This window comes from Roseobacter sp. OBYS 0001 (assembly GCF_019654895.1).
GTDB classification, from domain to species: Bacteria; Pseudomonadota; Alphaproteobacteria; order Rhodobacterales; family Rhodobacteraceae; genus Roseobacter; species Roseobacter litoralis.
On record NZ_BPES01000011.1, the window covers coordinates 40,512 to 53,218 of the forward strand.

Consider the following 12,707-nt stretch of genomic DNA (forward strand, 5'->3'; position numbering starts at 1 on the left):
TTCGCTGTCGTGATGCGCCCTCATGTCCAGTCCCCCAACGCCTGTTGCCAAACGGTCAATGCAGCAACCGCCGCCGTATCCGCCCGCAGGATGCGCGGCCCAAGCGACACGGGGTGCGCATGTGCAAGACTGCCGAGTTTTTCACGTTCACGGGGCGAAAAACCACCCTCCGGTCCGATCAGGATGGCCCATGGCCCCGCCTTTTGGGGCAGTGTCATGCTCTCGCCTGCACGTTCTTCATCACAAAACATGATACTTCTCGTGGTATCCCAACCGTCCAGCACCCGGTCCAGCCGCGCAAGATCGTCGACTTTGGGTACAAAAGTACCGCCACATTGCTCGGCAGCTTCCACCGCATGCGCCTGCAGTCTGTCGCGCTGAATGCGCCCTGCATTGGTAAATTCCGTTTGCACCGGCATGATCCGCGCAGCCCCCATTTCCACGGCCTTCTCCACAATGAAATCCGTTCGGGCCTTTTTGATCGGCGCGAACAACAGCCAGAGGTCCGGGGGCAACAAGAGGGGCCGTGTCTGACGAAGCAGACGCAATTCCCCTGCCCGCTTACCTGCCTGTGCCACTTCGGCCAGCCACTCGCCGCTTTGCCCGTCAAAAACCAGAACATGCGCGCCGACGACCAGACGCATCACGCCGAAAAGGTAATGTGCCTGATCGCGCGACACAGGAACAGATTGCCCCTCCCCTAAAGGGTGATCTACATAGAGGCGGATTTTGGCTGTGACTGAGCGGTCCATACGGAGATACATATGCAAGAGCCAGCCCAAGCGCCAGATGGTCAGGTCGCAGATGCGCCAAAAGACAACTGGGTCGATGTCTATGCCCCGGCGGCGGCGCGCCCCTATCTGCGTCTCAGCCGTGCGGATCGCCCGATTGGCACATGGCTGTTGCTGCTGCCCTGCTGGTGGGGGCTTTCGCTATCCATGCTTTATGATCAGCAGGCCAGCTGGTTCGATCTGTGGATCGCCATTGGCTGCGCATTCGGCGCTTGGTTGATGCGCGGTGCGGGCTGCACGTGGAATGACATCACCGATCGTGATTTTGACGGGCAGGTTGAACGTACCCGCTCGCGCCCGATCCCCTCGGGTCAGGTCACTCTGCGCGGCGCCGTCATCTGGATGTGCCTGCAGGCCTTGCTGGCGTTCTGCATTCTGCTGACATTCAACCTTGCCGCAATCGGCCTTGGTATCCTGGCACTGCTGCCTGTCGCGATCTACCCTTTTGCGAAACGTTTTACGTGGTGGCCACAGGTATTTTTGGGCATTGCGTTCAACTGGGGCGCGCTTTTGGCATGGACGGCCCATAGCGGCCAGCTTGATGCGCCAGCCGTTGTTCTTTACGCCGCCGGTATCGCATGGACCCTGTTTTACGACACGATTTATGCCCATCAGGATACAGAAGATGACGCGCTGATCGGGATTAAATCCACCGCACGGCTCTTTGGAAACAAAACCGCCGCATGGTTGCGCCGGTTTCTGATGGCGACGGTTGGGCTGATGGGTGTCGCCGTGATCTTTGCCGTCATGCCAGCCGCGAATATGCTGGCCCTTGTCGTCGCCCTCGGCGGGCCATGGGCCATGGGCTGGCATATGGCGTGGCAGCTGCGCGGTCTGGATACCGATGACAACGCAAAACTATTGCAGCTGTTTCGGTCGAACCGCGACACCGGCATAATCCCGCTTGTGTTCTTTGGCATCGCGCTCCTGCTGTGATTGAAACCTGCGCGCGTGCCGCGTATCAAAGGGCGCAACCTCTAACAGTTTCAGGATGATATGCCACTTTCTCGTGCTCACCTCGTTGCGACAGCCTTTGCAACTGCTGCAGGCGCGTCCTTGCTGGCAGCAAGCTATTCGGTAAACGTCATCGAAGACAGATCAGAGACTGAAATACGCTATCTTCTGGATCGCAACGGACTGACTTGGGCCGAAGTCGAAGCCGACGGCCTTCGGGTCATGATGGCAGGTGTCGCACCGACCGAAGCGCTCCGGTTCCGGGCACTGAGCCTCGCTGGCTCGATCGTGGACGCCGCCCGCGTGGTCGATGAAATGGAAGTGGCAGCGGTCGCTGAATTGGAGGCACCGCGGTTTTCAGCCGAAGTCCTCAGGAATACCGCAGGTGTTTCCGTTATAGGGCTGATCCCGCAAAGCACCGACCGCGCGGCGATCATGGAGGGGTTCTCGGCAATGAGCGACTTGCCCGTCACGGACCTCCTGGAAACCGCCGACTACCCGGCCCCAAGTGGCTGGGAGGACGCGGTGGCCTATGCCATCACCGCTATCAAGGATTTACCGCGCGCCAAAGTGTCGGTCGATGCCGGTCGCGTCTCAATAACGGCCATTGCGGACAGCGCCGCAGACAAGGCCGAGATGGAGGCGCATTTGTTCCGGATTGCACCTCCCGCGCTGCGCGTATCGCTGAATATCACTGCCCCGCGTCCGGTGATCACGCCCTTTACACTCCGATTCGTGAAAGACGGCAGCGGCACGCGATTTGACGCCTGCTCCGCCGATACGGATGAGGCGAGGGGCCGTATTCTGGATGCGGCTTTCAAGGCCGGGCTGACGGGTCCGGGACGCTGCACCGTTGGCATGGGCGTGCCATCCCCCTCATGGACCGAAGCGGTCGTAAACGCCATTGACGCGCTCAACACCTTGGGCGACGGGACGGTCACTTTTTCCGATGCCGATGTCACCCTTGCTGCGGCTGAAGGGACAGATGCGGGTCTGTTTGACCGGGTTATTGGCGAGTTGGAAGCGACCCTGCCAGACGTCTTTGTCCTGAACGCCGTTTTGCCATCGCCAAGTGATGCGGACAGCGGCCCGTCTGAGTTCATTGCAACCCTCAGCCCGGAAGGGCAGGTGCAATTGCGCGGTCGGATGCCGGGCGAAGCGATACGCGATGTCGCGGACAGTTTTGCAAAGGCCAAATTCGGATCGGACAATGTCTATACGGCAACGCGCAATGTCGCGGACCTGCCAATGGATTGGTCCACGCGCGTTCTGGCCAGCATCGAAGCGCTTGGCTTTCTCAACAGCGGGGCCGTGACGGTCACACCCGAACGCATCACCTTGTCGGGACGATCCGGCAACGCTGAGGCCAGCGAGACAATTGCGCGACTGATGGTGGAAAAACTGGGCAATGATGCAGCCTTTGACGTCGATATTGCCTACGTCGAAGCGCTCGACCCTGTTGCAGCCTTGCCCACTGCCGAAGAGTGCGAAATGAAGATCGCCGACATCGTGGCCGGGGGCAAAATCAACTTTGAACCCGGTTCGGCAACAATAGATGCGGCAGCACTCACCACCATGGATCAAATCGCCGATGTATTGCGGGTCTGCGGGGATCTGAAACTCGAGGTGCAGGGTCATACCGACAGTCAGGGCCGCGAGGAAATGAACCGCTCGCTCAGTCAGGCGCGGGCACAATCGGTGCTGAATGAACTGAGGGCGCGCAAGGTTCTGACATCAAACTTCATCGCGAAGGGCTACGGCGAGGCCAACCCGATTGCCGACAATGACACCGAAGAGGGGCGCGAGGCCAACCGGCGCATCGAATTTAAACTGATCCGACCCGAACCAAGTCTGCCAGAGGGCGAATCTGCGCTGGAAAGCATTGCCGAAAAAAGCGATACAGTGACAGAAACCGAATAATCCGCGCCAACCGGTACGTCGAAAGGACAGTAGAATGACCAGCCCGCAATTTGTGGTGGCGACAGCAATCATGCTGTTTATCGCCTTTTGCCTCGGATGGTTTGCCAATTGGCTGGTGCACCGTTTTTCACGCGTCGCAGCCGATGATGTCGCGCAGCTGGACCGCATGAGCCAGGAACTGCATGAAGCGGAGGAAACCCGCGATCAGGCGATCACCTACTTGCAACAGCGCGAAGCCGAACTGACCAACCAACTTGCGCAGACCGAAGCCGAGTTGCGCGCGGCGATGGATGGGCTTCGCGACGCCCGTCACGAAGCCGAAGAGATGCGTGCACGCGTCAACCAGAAACAACAGGCTGGCTGACGGCGTATCGCGTTATTTTACGGTCAGATGGGCGCAGCTTGCATGATGCCCCACGTTTTGCGACGTGCTGCCCAGTACGAGCGCAGAAAGATTGCCGAGCCCACGGCGCCCGGTCACGATCAGGTCGGAGTCAACGCTGTTTGCGTATTCGATCAGCGCTTTCGCTGCATCGCCTTCACCCACATAGGTTTTGATCTCACCGGTGTGTCCGGCAGCCTTGGCAGTTTCGATGGCTTTTTCGAGCATCACAGCCGTTGATTTGGCTGTTTCTTCGGCTGAGGGCATCGTTGTTGCAACGTGGTAACCCGCAACAGCCCCCATGGCAAAGGCAACAGTTTCGGGATGCGGCGTATGCACGACATGCACGGATGAATCGTATTTCGTCGCCAGATCACAGGCCATCCGAATAGCGTTATCCGAAGGTTCTGAACCGTCATAGCCCACACAAATTGTCGAAAACATCGTCTAATCTCCCTCTATTTCTGATGGGAAGATTATACCTCGAACAGCACTACGTGCGATATGACTTGGATCAACGCTACAGCGTATTGGTTACCATCGCTCCAGCGCGGCTTCGTCCTCGTCGCGCGCGGCAACCCATGATGCGCCTTGGGACGTGATCTCGCGCTTCCAGAAAGGCGCGCGGGATTTAAGGTAATCCATCAGAAACTCCGCAGCTTCGAATGCATCCTTGCGGTGGCGTGCAGCGGTTGCGACCATCATGATCATTTCGCCCGGCACCAAGCGGCCATGACGGTGAATGACGAGCGCATTGCCCAGCGACCAACGCGACATTGCCTGCTCGCCAATATCCGTCAATGCCGCCTCGGTCATGCCGGGGTAATGCTCAATCTCCATCGCCTCAAGCGGGGCTTCATGTGTGTCCCGCACGATGCCCGTAAACGTGACAATCGCTCCCATACTGTTATGCCCTGACGCAAAGGTCTGTGCCTCATGGCCAAAGTCAAAGGGGGCGTCCTGCACCACGACCCGCATGCGTCAACCTCCGGTCATGGGCGGAAAGAACGCAACCTCTTTTGCGCCCGCGAGCGGGGCGTCAAATTCGCACAACTCCTGATCTATCGCGACGCGCAAAGCCGAGGTATCGGCAAAGGCCGCAGCATAACGCTCTTCCTTGGCGCGCAGTTCCGCCACGAGATCGTTCACGGTTGCCGCCGACGTCTCGACAGTCTCGCGCGGGGTGCCAATACGTTCCCTAACCCAGGCAAAATAAAGCACATTCATTTGTCGTCATCCTTCAGATACGGCATGGCTTTCATTAAATAATCCACACCGGTTATCAACGTGAGCGCTGCCGCGATCCACAATAGAGTCAGCCCAATCGACCCGGCCCATTCCATTGCCATGTGTTTCCAGCGCAAACCTTGCAGGTCCGGTTCAGCACCCGCAAAAACAGCATCGACCATCGTCTGATCCATGCCCCAGGCGGACATCCCCAGATAATGTTCAAAGACACCGTGCGAAAAGAGCACCGCAATGGCAACCATCTGAAGCGTCGTTTTCCATTTGGCCAATACAGTCACTTTCAAAGTGCCGGCCGTATCGCCCAGAAATTCGCGCAGCCCTGACACAAATACTTCGCGAAACAGTATCACCGTGGCGGGCAAAACCAGCCAGGGCGACCAGCTGGAAAAGCCGATGATGACCATGAGGGCGATCACCACCATGGCCTTGTCCGCAATCGGGTCCAGCATCGTGCCCAGCTTGGTCTCCTGCTTCCACGCGCGCGCAAGATAGCCGTCAAACCAGTCCGTCACGGCAGCCGTGACAAACAGGATCAACGCGAACCAATCCGCATAGGGTCGCGTGAAATAGAGGAACATGACCGCCACCATCGGGGCAGCTATCAGGCGGGTAATGGTTAACAGGTTTGGAATAGTCATTCTCATGTCAACACCTTACACCGCCGGGTTTGCGGGTGAAAGCAACAACCAAGTGCAATACCGCTTACGGCAATAAAACCCCCAATCACTGAACGGGGCGTGAACAGATCAGCCGCGTTCGTGAAAATAGTCATATATTTTTTCCGCCAAAGCGCCCGAAACGCCGTCCACTGCCTTGAGGTCAGTAAGATTGGCGCGCGCAACCGCCTTGGCCGAACCGAAATGCGCCAGAAGCGCGCGTTTGCGGGCAGCGCCAACGCCGGGCACATCATCAAGCGGGGTGGCCCCCACAGCCTTGGACCGCTTGGCCCGATGTGTGCCAATGGCAAATCGGTGCGCTTCGTCCCGCATCCGCTGGATGAAATAGAGGACCGGATCATTGTGGCGCAGGGCAAAAGGGCGATTGCCCGTGCGATAGAATTCTTCCTTGCCTGCATCGCGGTCGACGCCTTTGGCAACGCCAACCATCGGAATGTCCTCAACGCCATACTCCCGCATGATCGACGCCACGGCACTGACCTGTCCTGCGCCCCCGTCGATCAGCAACAGATCTGGCCAGTGCCCCTCTTTGCGTTCCGGATCCTCTTTGATGAGGCGCTTGAAGCGCCGTGTCAGCACCTCTTTCATCATACCGAAATCATCGCCGGGGGTGAGATCCTCCCCGCGAATGTTGAACTTACGGTACTGATTTTTCAAAAACCCCTCGGTCCCGGCCACGATCATCGCACCGACGGCAAAGGCCCCCTGAATATGCGAGTTGTCATAGACTTCGACCCGCTCGGGCGGGGCCTTGAGGTCAAAGGCTTCGGCCAGCCCTTTCATCAGGCGCGCCTGCGTCGCGGTCTCTGCCATCTTGCGTGCAAGGGACTCGCGGGCGTTGCGCAGGGCACCATCGATCAACTCCGCCTTCTCACCGCGCTTGGGTACGATCAATTCAACTTTGCGGCCAAGCTTTCCGGACAAGGCATCTGCCATCAGGTCCGGGTTTTCAATGTCACTGCTCAATATGATCTGGCGCGGCGGTTCGCGGGTGTCATAAAACTGACCGAGGAATGCCTCCAGAACCTCGGCCGCATCTACGTCCGCCCCGACGCGCGGATAGTAGTCGCGGTTCCCCCAGTTCTGATTGGCGCGAATGAAAAACACCTGCACGCAGGCCTGTCCGTTTTCCAGATGCAGCGCCACGATATCTGCCTCGGCCACGCCCTTGGGGTTGATTCCCTGCGCGGTCTGCACCTGCGTCAGCGCTTTGATACGGTCGCGCAAAGCTGCCGCACGCTCAAACTCCATCGCCTCGGAGGCCTGCGACATATCACGCGCAAGCCGCGCCTGAATATCCGTCGTTCTGCCCGTCAGGAACTTTTCCGCATCCTTGACCGTCTGCCGGTATTCCTGCGGGGATATCTTGCCAACACAGGGCGCAGAGCAGCGTTTGATCTGGTACTGCAAACAGGGGCGCGTCCGGCTCTCGAACATGCTGTTGGAACAATCTCGCAGCAGAAACACGCGTTGCAGCTGGTTGAGCGTTCTGTTCACCGCCCCCGCCGACGCGAAGGGGCCGTAATAGCTGCCCTTTTCCTTCTTCGCCCCGCGGTGCTTTTTGATCTGCGGATAATCATGATCTGCAGAAACGAGGATGTTTGGAAAACTCTTGTCATCGCGCAGCAGCACATTGAACTTGGGCTTGAGCTGTTTGATGAGGTTCTGCTCAAGCAGCAGGGCTTCGGTCTCTGTCTTTGTGGTCAGAAACATCATCGACGCCGTCAGGGATATCATCCGTGCGATGCGGGGCGTATGACCAGTTGGCCGCGCATAGCTCGACACGCGCGCGCGCAGGTTGCGCGCCTTGCCGACGTAGAGCACCCGGCTCTCAGAATCGAGCATCCGGTATACGCCCGGTGAGACATCAAGCGTTTTCAGATAGCCCTGAATAACCTCGCAGCCCAGCACCTCGCCTTCCGGATGAGTGTCAACTTTAACTGTCATAACGCTCTTTACATGATTCCCGTTTCGGCTGCACTGTAACGCAGGTGGCTGCAAGGCTTAAGGTGTCCACCGAACCTGTGGACAACTCTGCTGATAACTTGCACCCAGCCGGGATTTTTCCTTTTTTTCTTGATGTTTCCACGAAATGCCCAAAAAACAGGCACAAACTCAACCCCTTGTTTTTACAGAAAACTTTCTTGCAGATCTGGCAAGGGTTTGAAAATATTAGCATTTTTGTAATACTTTTGTAACGACGATCCGAAACGTGCAAAACTTTTCTCGGACTGACTTATTCAACCCCAAGTATGTCTGGCGTTTCCCAGCCCAGATGCTGCCCGCCATCGATGCAAAGCAGCTGACCTGTCAAGGCTGGTGCATCCAGAATATACCCGAGCGCTGCGCTGATATCTGCCGGATTCGATCCTCGTTTCAGAACCGTGTGCGCTCTTTGCGTCCTGAACTGTTCATCGGTTTGCCGTCCACCCTGCAAGGTCGGGCCGGGCCCGATGGCGTTCACACGGATCGCAGGAGCCAACGCCTGTGCCGTCGTCTGGGTTAGCGCCCATAGCCCCATCTTGGCCAGCGTGTATGTCATGAACTCCGGCGAGAGTTTGCGCACTCTCTGGTCGATCATATTGACGATAACCCCCGACGCATAAGGCTCGCCCGCGTCATCGGTTTTCGGTGCCATCTGCTGATCCGCCATTTGCTGCGTCAGAATGAAAGGCGCGCGCAGATTGCTCTGCATATGCCGGTCCCAGCTTTTTCGTGTGGCAGTGTCGATGGTGTCATATTCAAAAATGGATGCGTTGTTGACCAGGCATGTGATGTCCCCGCCAAGGCAGTCACGGGCCTGCACAAAGAGGTTGGCCGTCTGCGCATCGTCCAGCAGATCGGCTTGCAACATATGCCCCTGCCCCCCCGCTGCCTCGATCAGGCGCACCGTTTCTGTGGCCCCCTCAGCTGATGAGGCATAGTGCACCGCCACCCGGTAGCCGCGTCCCGCAAGATACACCGCCATCGCACGTCCCAGCCTGTGGCCCGCACCTGTTACCAACGCCCTTGTCATCAGAAAAGCCTCCGATCCCGTGTCACGCAAGAAGTAAGACAAGATAGGCGATATACAGCACCGACAGAACCACCCCCCATGCCCGCGTAATATTCCATCCGAAAAAGACGAAAGGCAAAAGCAGGAAGGACGCCGCCAGCATGACCCAAAAATCAAACCGCATGAACTCGGGATCAACCGGGATCGGCCCCACAAAGGCCGCAACGCCAATGATCGCCAGCAGGTTGAACATATTCGAGCCGATGACATTGCCCAAGGCTACATCAGCCTGACGGCGCAAGGCGGCCATAACAGTCGTCGCCAGTTCCGGCAGCGAGGTCCCGATCGCGACGAGCGTCAAGCCGATGACCGTGTCGGAGATGCCGTATTCTTTTGCAATCACCGTCGCATTTTCGACCAGCAGGCTTGCGCCCAAGGGCAAACCAACCAACCCCAACCCGAGAAAGATAAAAATCCGCCACATCGGCAGATTTGGATCAACCCCTTCGAGGTCCTCTTCGGGGTTCTCACATTCTGACGTGCTGTGATTGTAGGCGTCCCGAAAAGCGTCCCCAAGCACCAGCGCCAGAGCGCCCAGAAGAACAAGCGCCGCAATCCAGTCAAAGACACCGCGATAAGCCAAACCTATGAAAAGGACAGACGCTAGGATCATGTGAATATATGTCTTACGCGTGTCACATTCTGAGGTGTGCATCGTCGCCAGCAAGGCCGGAATACCAAGCACCAGCAGGATGTTCGCCGTGTTCGATCCGACCACATTGCCCAAGGCCAATCCCGGCACACCGTCCAGCACGGCCTGCACCGAAATCAGCAGCTCAGGGGCAGAGGTGCCAAAGGCCACGATTGTCAGGCTCACGATCAGTGCAGGCACCCCAAGGCGCAGGCTCAGGTTCACCGCACCCTTGACCAGTGAATCGCCAGCAAGCAGGAGGATAAGCAGCCCAAGGCCGGACAACAGCCAAGGCGTCATGTACGGTTTCCTTTATCGCCACACCCGCAGGGACCCCGCCCGATACGGTAGCGTCCGCAGGATTTGCACTTGGCCGACGCGAGGCGTTTTCCACCCAACCAGTGCATCTTGCCGAACATGGCAAGCACCCCCATGAAGACGAGAAACAGAGTGACGATCTTGAAAATCATCCGGTTACAAACCAAACTGCGCGAAGGCGCTGCGTTCTGCGATACTGTGCAACGTATCGTCTAGGATACGGCTGCCAAAGCGGCTGAGCAGGGGTTTGCGCACGCCATAGCTGCGAAACTTCACCTTGTCGCCAAAGCGCTCAATCATCATGGGTTTGAGGTGGCCGATACCATCGATCAACCCAAGCTCAGCGGCGCGGCGTCCCAACCAGACTTCTCCGGTGAACAGATCGCGGTCCTCGGGCAGTTTGCCGCTGCGGCGCGCGGAGACGTGATCTTTGAAATTGCCATGGATGTCTTCGAGCAAACCTTTCAGGCGGGCCACATCTTCGGGATTTTCCGGGCGGAACGGGTCAAGCATGGATTTTGACTTGCCTGCCGTGTAGACACGACGCTCTATGCCTTGGCGTGCCAAAAGCTCATGCGCCCCAAAAGACGCCGAAATCACACCGATCGATCCGACAACCGAGCTTTCGTCCGAGTAGATTTCATCCGCAGCCGCCGCGAGCCAATAGCCACCAGATGCGGCCACATCCTCGACAAATGCGATCACGGGTATGCCTTTTTCTTCGGCTAACCGCCGAATGCGTGCACCGATCAAGGAGGATTGCACGGGGCTGCCACCGGGTGAATTCACTTCCAGAGCGACGGCCGCAGGCTTGCCGCGCGAAAAAGCCTTTTCAATCGCAGGCGCGAGGCTTTCGTCGTTCAAAGTGCCACGGCCCGCGGCGCTGATCACACCAGCCAGGCGGATCACTGCGATGGTCGGGTCTGATTTCAGAAAGGGTATCCAACGTTTCATGTGTGCTCATGTAGAATGACGTCCCGCATCAAACAAGGCGGATACGACAAGAGTTTTCACACGTCACTTTATTGCCGAAGACGCCAACCGGTTTTGAAGATCCAGCCGATCACCAGCAGACACACGCCCGTAAAGGCTGCAATAGCCATAAGGGAAAGGCCAATCGGCACATCTGCAGCGCCGAAAAACGACCATCGAAATCCTGAAATCAGGTAGACGACCGGGTTGAAAAGCGAAATCGTTTGCCAAACCGGCGGCAGCATCGAAATTGAATAAAATGCGCCACCCAGAAAAACCAGAGGGGTAATCACGAGCAAAGGCACCAGTTGCAACTGTTCAAAATTGCTTGCCCATATGCCGATGATGAAACCCAAAAGCGAAAAGCTGAGGCAGGTCAGGACGAGAAACAGTATCATCGCGATTGGGTGCGCGATCTGAATGTCCACGAAAGCAAAGGACGTGGCCAAAATAATCACCCCGATAAACATCGCCTTTGCGGCAGCAGCACCCACATAGCCCGCGACGATCTCAAGAAAGCTCACGGGGGCGGAAAGGAGTTCATAGGTCGTCCCGATGAACTTGGGGAAATAGATGCCAAAGGATGCGTTGGAAATCGCCTGCGTGATTACCGACAGCATGATCAGCCCCGGCACGATGAACGCGCCATAACTGACCCCGTCCACTTCCTGAATGCGGCTGCCAATGGCCGCGCCGAAAACCACAAAGTAAAGCGATGTGGACAAGACCGGGGACAGCAGGCTTTGTGCGATGGTTCTGAAGAACCGGGCCATTTCGAACATAAAGATGGTTTTTACGGCGATCAGGTTCATGCTTCGACCTCCGCGTCTTGATGGACCAGATCAACGAAAATGTCCTCCAGACTGCTTTGGCGCGTTACGACATCGCGCAGCACGAGCCCCGCAGCCGCAACATCCGCCAACAGCGACGTAATGCCCGTGCGTTCCGCGCGCGTGTCATAGGTGTAGGTCAGTGAGCGACCGTCCTGAGCAAGGCTGAGGCCGTATTTCGCCAAAGCCGCGGGAATGCCGTCGAGCGTTTGGGTCAGTTGCACCTGAAGCTGCTTTTGCCCCATGCGCTTCATCAGCTCGGATTTTTCCTCGATCAACAGCAACTCGCCCTTGGCGATCACGCCAACCCGGTCCGCAATGGCTTCGGCCTCTTCGATGTAATGGGTCGTCAGCACGATTGTCACACCAGACGCCTTGAGATCCGCAACGATCTCCCACATGTCCTTGCGCAACTCGACATCCACACCTGCCGTTGGTTCGTCCAGAAACAGCAGGCGTGGCTCATGGCTCAAAGCTTTGGCAATCAACACACGTCGTTTCATGCCGCCGGACAGCTCACGGATCTGATTGTCGCGCTTGTCCCACAAAGACAGTTGCCGCAGGATCGCCTCCACCTTTGTGTCATCACTCGGCTTGCCAAACAGCCCGCGCGAAAAACGCACCGTGTTGATCACACGCTCAAAGGGCTCAAGATTGACCTCCTGCGGAACCAGACCGATCATGCCCCGGGCTGCGCGAAAATCCTTGATGATGTCAAACCCACCCACGCGCACGCTCCCGCCGCTGGCCCGCGTGATCCCGCAAACAGTGGAAATCAGCGTCGTTTTGCCTGCCCCATTCGGCCCAAGCAGGGCGATGATCTCGCCCTCTTCAATCTCAAGGCTGACACCGTTGAGCGCTTTGAACCCGTCAGAATAGACTTTGCGCAGGTCCTTGATCTCAAGAATGGCCGTCATTTGAACGCTCCC

General features: G+C 57.6%; 14 protein-coding genes. 3 read left to right on the plus strand and 11 right to left on the minus strand.

Annotated elements, in window-relative coordinates; genetic code table 11:
- Positions 1-20: 20 nt before the first annotated feature.
- A complete protein-coding gene (locus K5Q35_RS17645) occupies positions 21-764 on the minus strand; it encodes a 16S rRNA (uracil(1498)-N(3))-methyltransferase (RefSeq protein WP_259650573.1) in 744 nt (247 codons plus the stop codon).
- Between K5Q35_RS17645 and ubiA the strand changes: the two genes are divergently transcribed.
- Genes ubiA through K5Q35_RS17660 form a run of 3 tightly spaced genes read left to right on the plus strand, consistent with a single transcriptional unit; the run spans position 765 to position 4,029 of the window.
- Positions 765-1,727, plus strand: a complete 963-nt coding sequence (ubiA, locus tag K5Q35_RS17650; protein ID WP_220800752.1) for a 4-hydroxybenzoate octaprenyltransferase — start codon at positions 765-767, stop codon at positions 1,725-1,727.
- 60 nt (positions 1,728-1,787) lie between these two features.
- Positions 1,788-3,665, plus strand: a complete 1,878-nt coding sequence (locus tag K5Q35_RS17655; RefSeq protein WP_220800753.1) for an OmpA family protein — start codon at positions 1,788-1,790, stop codon at positions 3,663-3,665.
- Between the two features lie 34 nt (positions 3,666-3,699).
- Positions 3,700-4,029 (plus strand): hypothetical protein, encoded by a 330-nt coding sequence (locus K5Q35_RS17660; RefSeq protein WP_013960362.1) that lies wholly within the window; start codon positions 3,700-3,702, stop codon positions 4,027-4,029.
- Positions 4,030-4,041: 12 nt separating this feature from the next.
- Here K5Q35_RS17660 and K5Q35_RS17665 read toward each other — a convergent pair whose 3' ends face one another.
- The 10 genes from K5Q35_RS17665 to K5Q35_RS17710 all read right to left on the minus strand — a co-directional run bounded on the left by K5Q35_RS17665 (position 4,042) and on the right by K5Q35_RS17710 (position 12,695).
- Complete coding sequence (locus tag K5Q35_RS17665) at positions 4,042-4,491, minus strand: universal stress protein (RefSeq protein WP_013960361.1); 450 nt, start codon at positions 4,489-4,491, stop codon at positions 4,042-4,044.
- Between the two features lie 90 nt (positions 4,492-4,581).
- The gene (locus K5Q35_RS17670; protein WP_220800762.1) at positions 4,582-5,025 is read right to left on the minus strand and encodes a molybdenum cofactor biosynthesis protein MoaE; all 444 of its coding nucleotides are present in this window, start codon (positions 5,023-5,025) and stop codon (positions 4,582-4,584) included.
- 3 nt (positions 5,026-5,028) lie between these two features.
- Entirely contained in the window at positions 5,029-5,274 is a 246-nt protein-coding gene (gene moaD / locus K5Q35_RS17675) for a molybdopterin converting factor subunit 1 (RefSeq protein ID WP_013960359.1), read from the minus strand.
- Entirely contained in the window at positions 5,271-5,939 is a 669-nt protein-coding gene (gene pgsA, locus K5Q35_RS17680) for a CDP-diacylglycerol--glycerol-3-phosphate 3-phosphatidyltransferase (protein WP_220800768.1), read from the minus strand. The genes moaD and pgsA overlap by 4 nt, the downstream gene beginning before the upstream one ends.
- A 102-nt stretch (positions 5,940-6,041) precedes the next feature.
- Positions 6,042-7,919 (minus strand): excinuclease ABC subunit UvrC, encoded by a 1,878-nt coding sequence (uvrC, locus tag K5Q35_RS17685; protein WP_220800770.1) that lies wholly within the window; start codon positions 7,917-7,919, stop codon positions 6,042-6,044.
- 289 nt (positions 7,920-8,208) lie between these two features.
- Positions 8,209-8,988: an SDR family oxidoreductase gene (locus K5Q35_RS17690; RefSeq protein ID WP_220800772.1), complete on the minus strand. Its 780-nt coding sequence runs from the start codon at positions 8,986-8,988 to the stop codon at positions 8,209-8,211.
- A gap of 22 nt (positions 8,989-9,010) precedes the next feature.
- Positions 9,011-9,958, minus strand: coding sequence for a calcium/sodium antiporter (locus tag K5Q35_RS17695; protein WP_013960355.1), 948 nt, complete (start codon positions 9,956-9,958; stop codon positions 9,011-9,013).
- A gap of 174 nt (positions 9,959-10,132) precedes the next feature.
- Entirely contained in the window at positions 10,133-10,930 is a 798-nt protein-coding gene (locus tag K5Q35_RS17700; protein ID WP_220800774.1) for a S49 family peptidase, read from the minus strand.
- A gap of 68 nt (positions 10,931-10,998) precedes the next feature.
- On the minus strand, positions 10,999-11,760 hold the full coding sequence (locus tag K5Q35_RS17705) for an ABC transporter permease (protein WP_013960353.1): 762 nt from the start codon (positions 11,758-11,760) through the stop codon (positions 10,999-11,001).
- The gene (locus K5Q35_RS17710) at positions 11,757-12,695 is read right to left on the minus strand and encodes an ABC transporter ATP-binding protein (protein WP_013960352.1); all 939 of its coding nucleotides are present in this window, start codon (positions 12,693-12,695) and stop codon (positions 11,757-11,759) included. Before K5Q35_RS17710 ends, K5Q35_RS17705 begins: the two co-directional genes overlap by 4 nt.
- Positions 12,696-12,707: the final 12 nt, after the last annotated feature.

Coding starts and splice junctions, on each gene's coding strand:
- K5Q35_RS17645 (WP_259650573.1), bottom strand. CDS start 764: ATGTATCTCCGTATGGACCGCTCAGTCACAGCCAAAATCCGCCTCTAT.
- ubiA (WP_220800752.1), top strand. CDS start 765: ATGCAAGAGCCAGCCCAAGCGCCAGATGGTCAGGTCGCAGATGCGCCA.
- K5Q35_RS17655 (WP_220800753.1), top strand. CDS start 1,788: ATGCCACTTTCTCGTGCTCACCTCGTTGCGACAGCCTTTGCAACTGCT.
- K5Q35_RS17660 (WP_013960362.1), top strand. CDS start 3,700: ATGACCAGCCCGCAATTTGTGGTGGCGACAGCAATCATGCTGTTTATC.
- K5Q35_RS17665 (WP_013960361.1), bottom strand. CDS start 4,491: ATGTTTTCGACAATTTGTGTGGGCTATGACGGTTCAGAACCTTCGGAT.
- K5Q35_RS17670 (WP_220800762.1), bottom strand. CDS start 5,025: ATGCGGGTCGTGGTGCAGGACGCCCCCTTTGACTTTGGCCATGAGGCA.
- moaD (WP_013960359.1), bottom strand. CDS start 5,274: ATGAATGTGCTTTATTTTGCCTGGGTTAGGGAACGTATTGGCACCCCG.
- pgsA (WP_220800768.1), bottom strand. CDS start 5,939: ATGAGAATGACTATTCCAAACCTGTTAACCATTACCCGCCTGATAGCT.
- uvrC (WP_220800770.1), bottom strand. CDS start 7,919: ATGACAGTTAAAGTTGACACTCATCCGGAAGGCGAGGTGCTGGGCTGC.
- K5Q35_RS17690 (WP_220800772.1), bottom strand. CDS start 8,988: ATGACAAGGGCGTTGGTAACAGGTGCGGGCCACAGGCTGGGACGTGCG.
- K5Q35_RS17695 (WP_013960355.1), bottom strand. CDS start 9,958: ATGACGCCTTGGCTGTTGTCCGGCCTTGGGCTGCTTATCCTCCTGCTT.
- K5Q35_RS17700 (WP_220800774.1), bottom strand. CDS start 10,930: ATGAAACGTTGGATACCCTTTCTGAAATCAGACCCGACCATCGCAGTG.
- K5Q35_RS17705 (WP_013960353.1), bottom strand. CDS start 11,760: ATGAACCTGATCGCCGTAAAAACCATCTTTATGTTCGAAATGGCCCGG.
- K5Q35_RS17710 (WP_013960352.1), bottom strand. CDS start 12,695: ATGACGGCCATTCTTGAGATCAAGGACCTGCGCAAAGTCTATTCTGAC.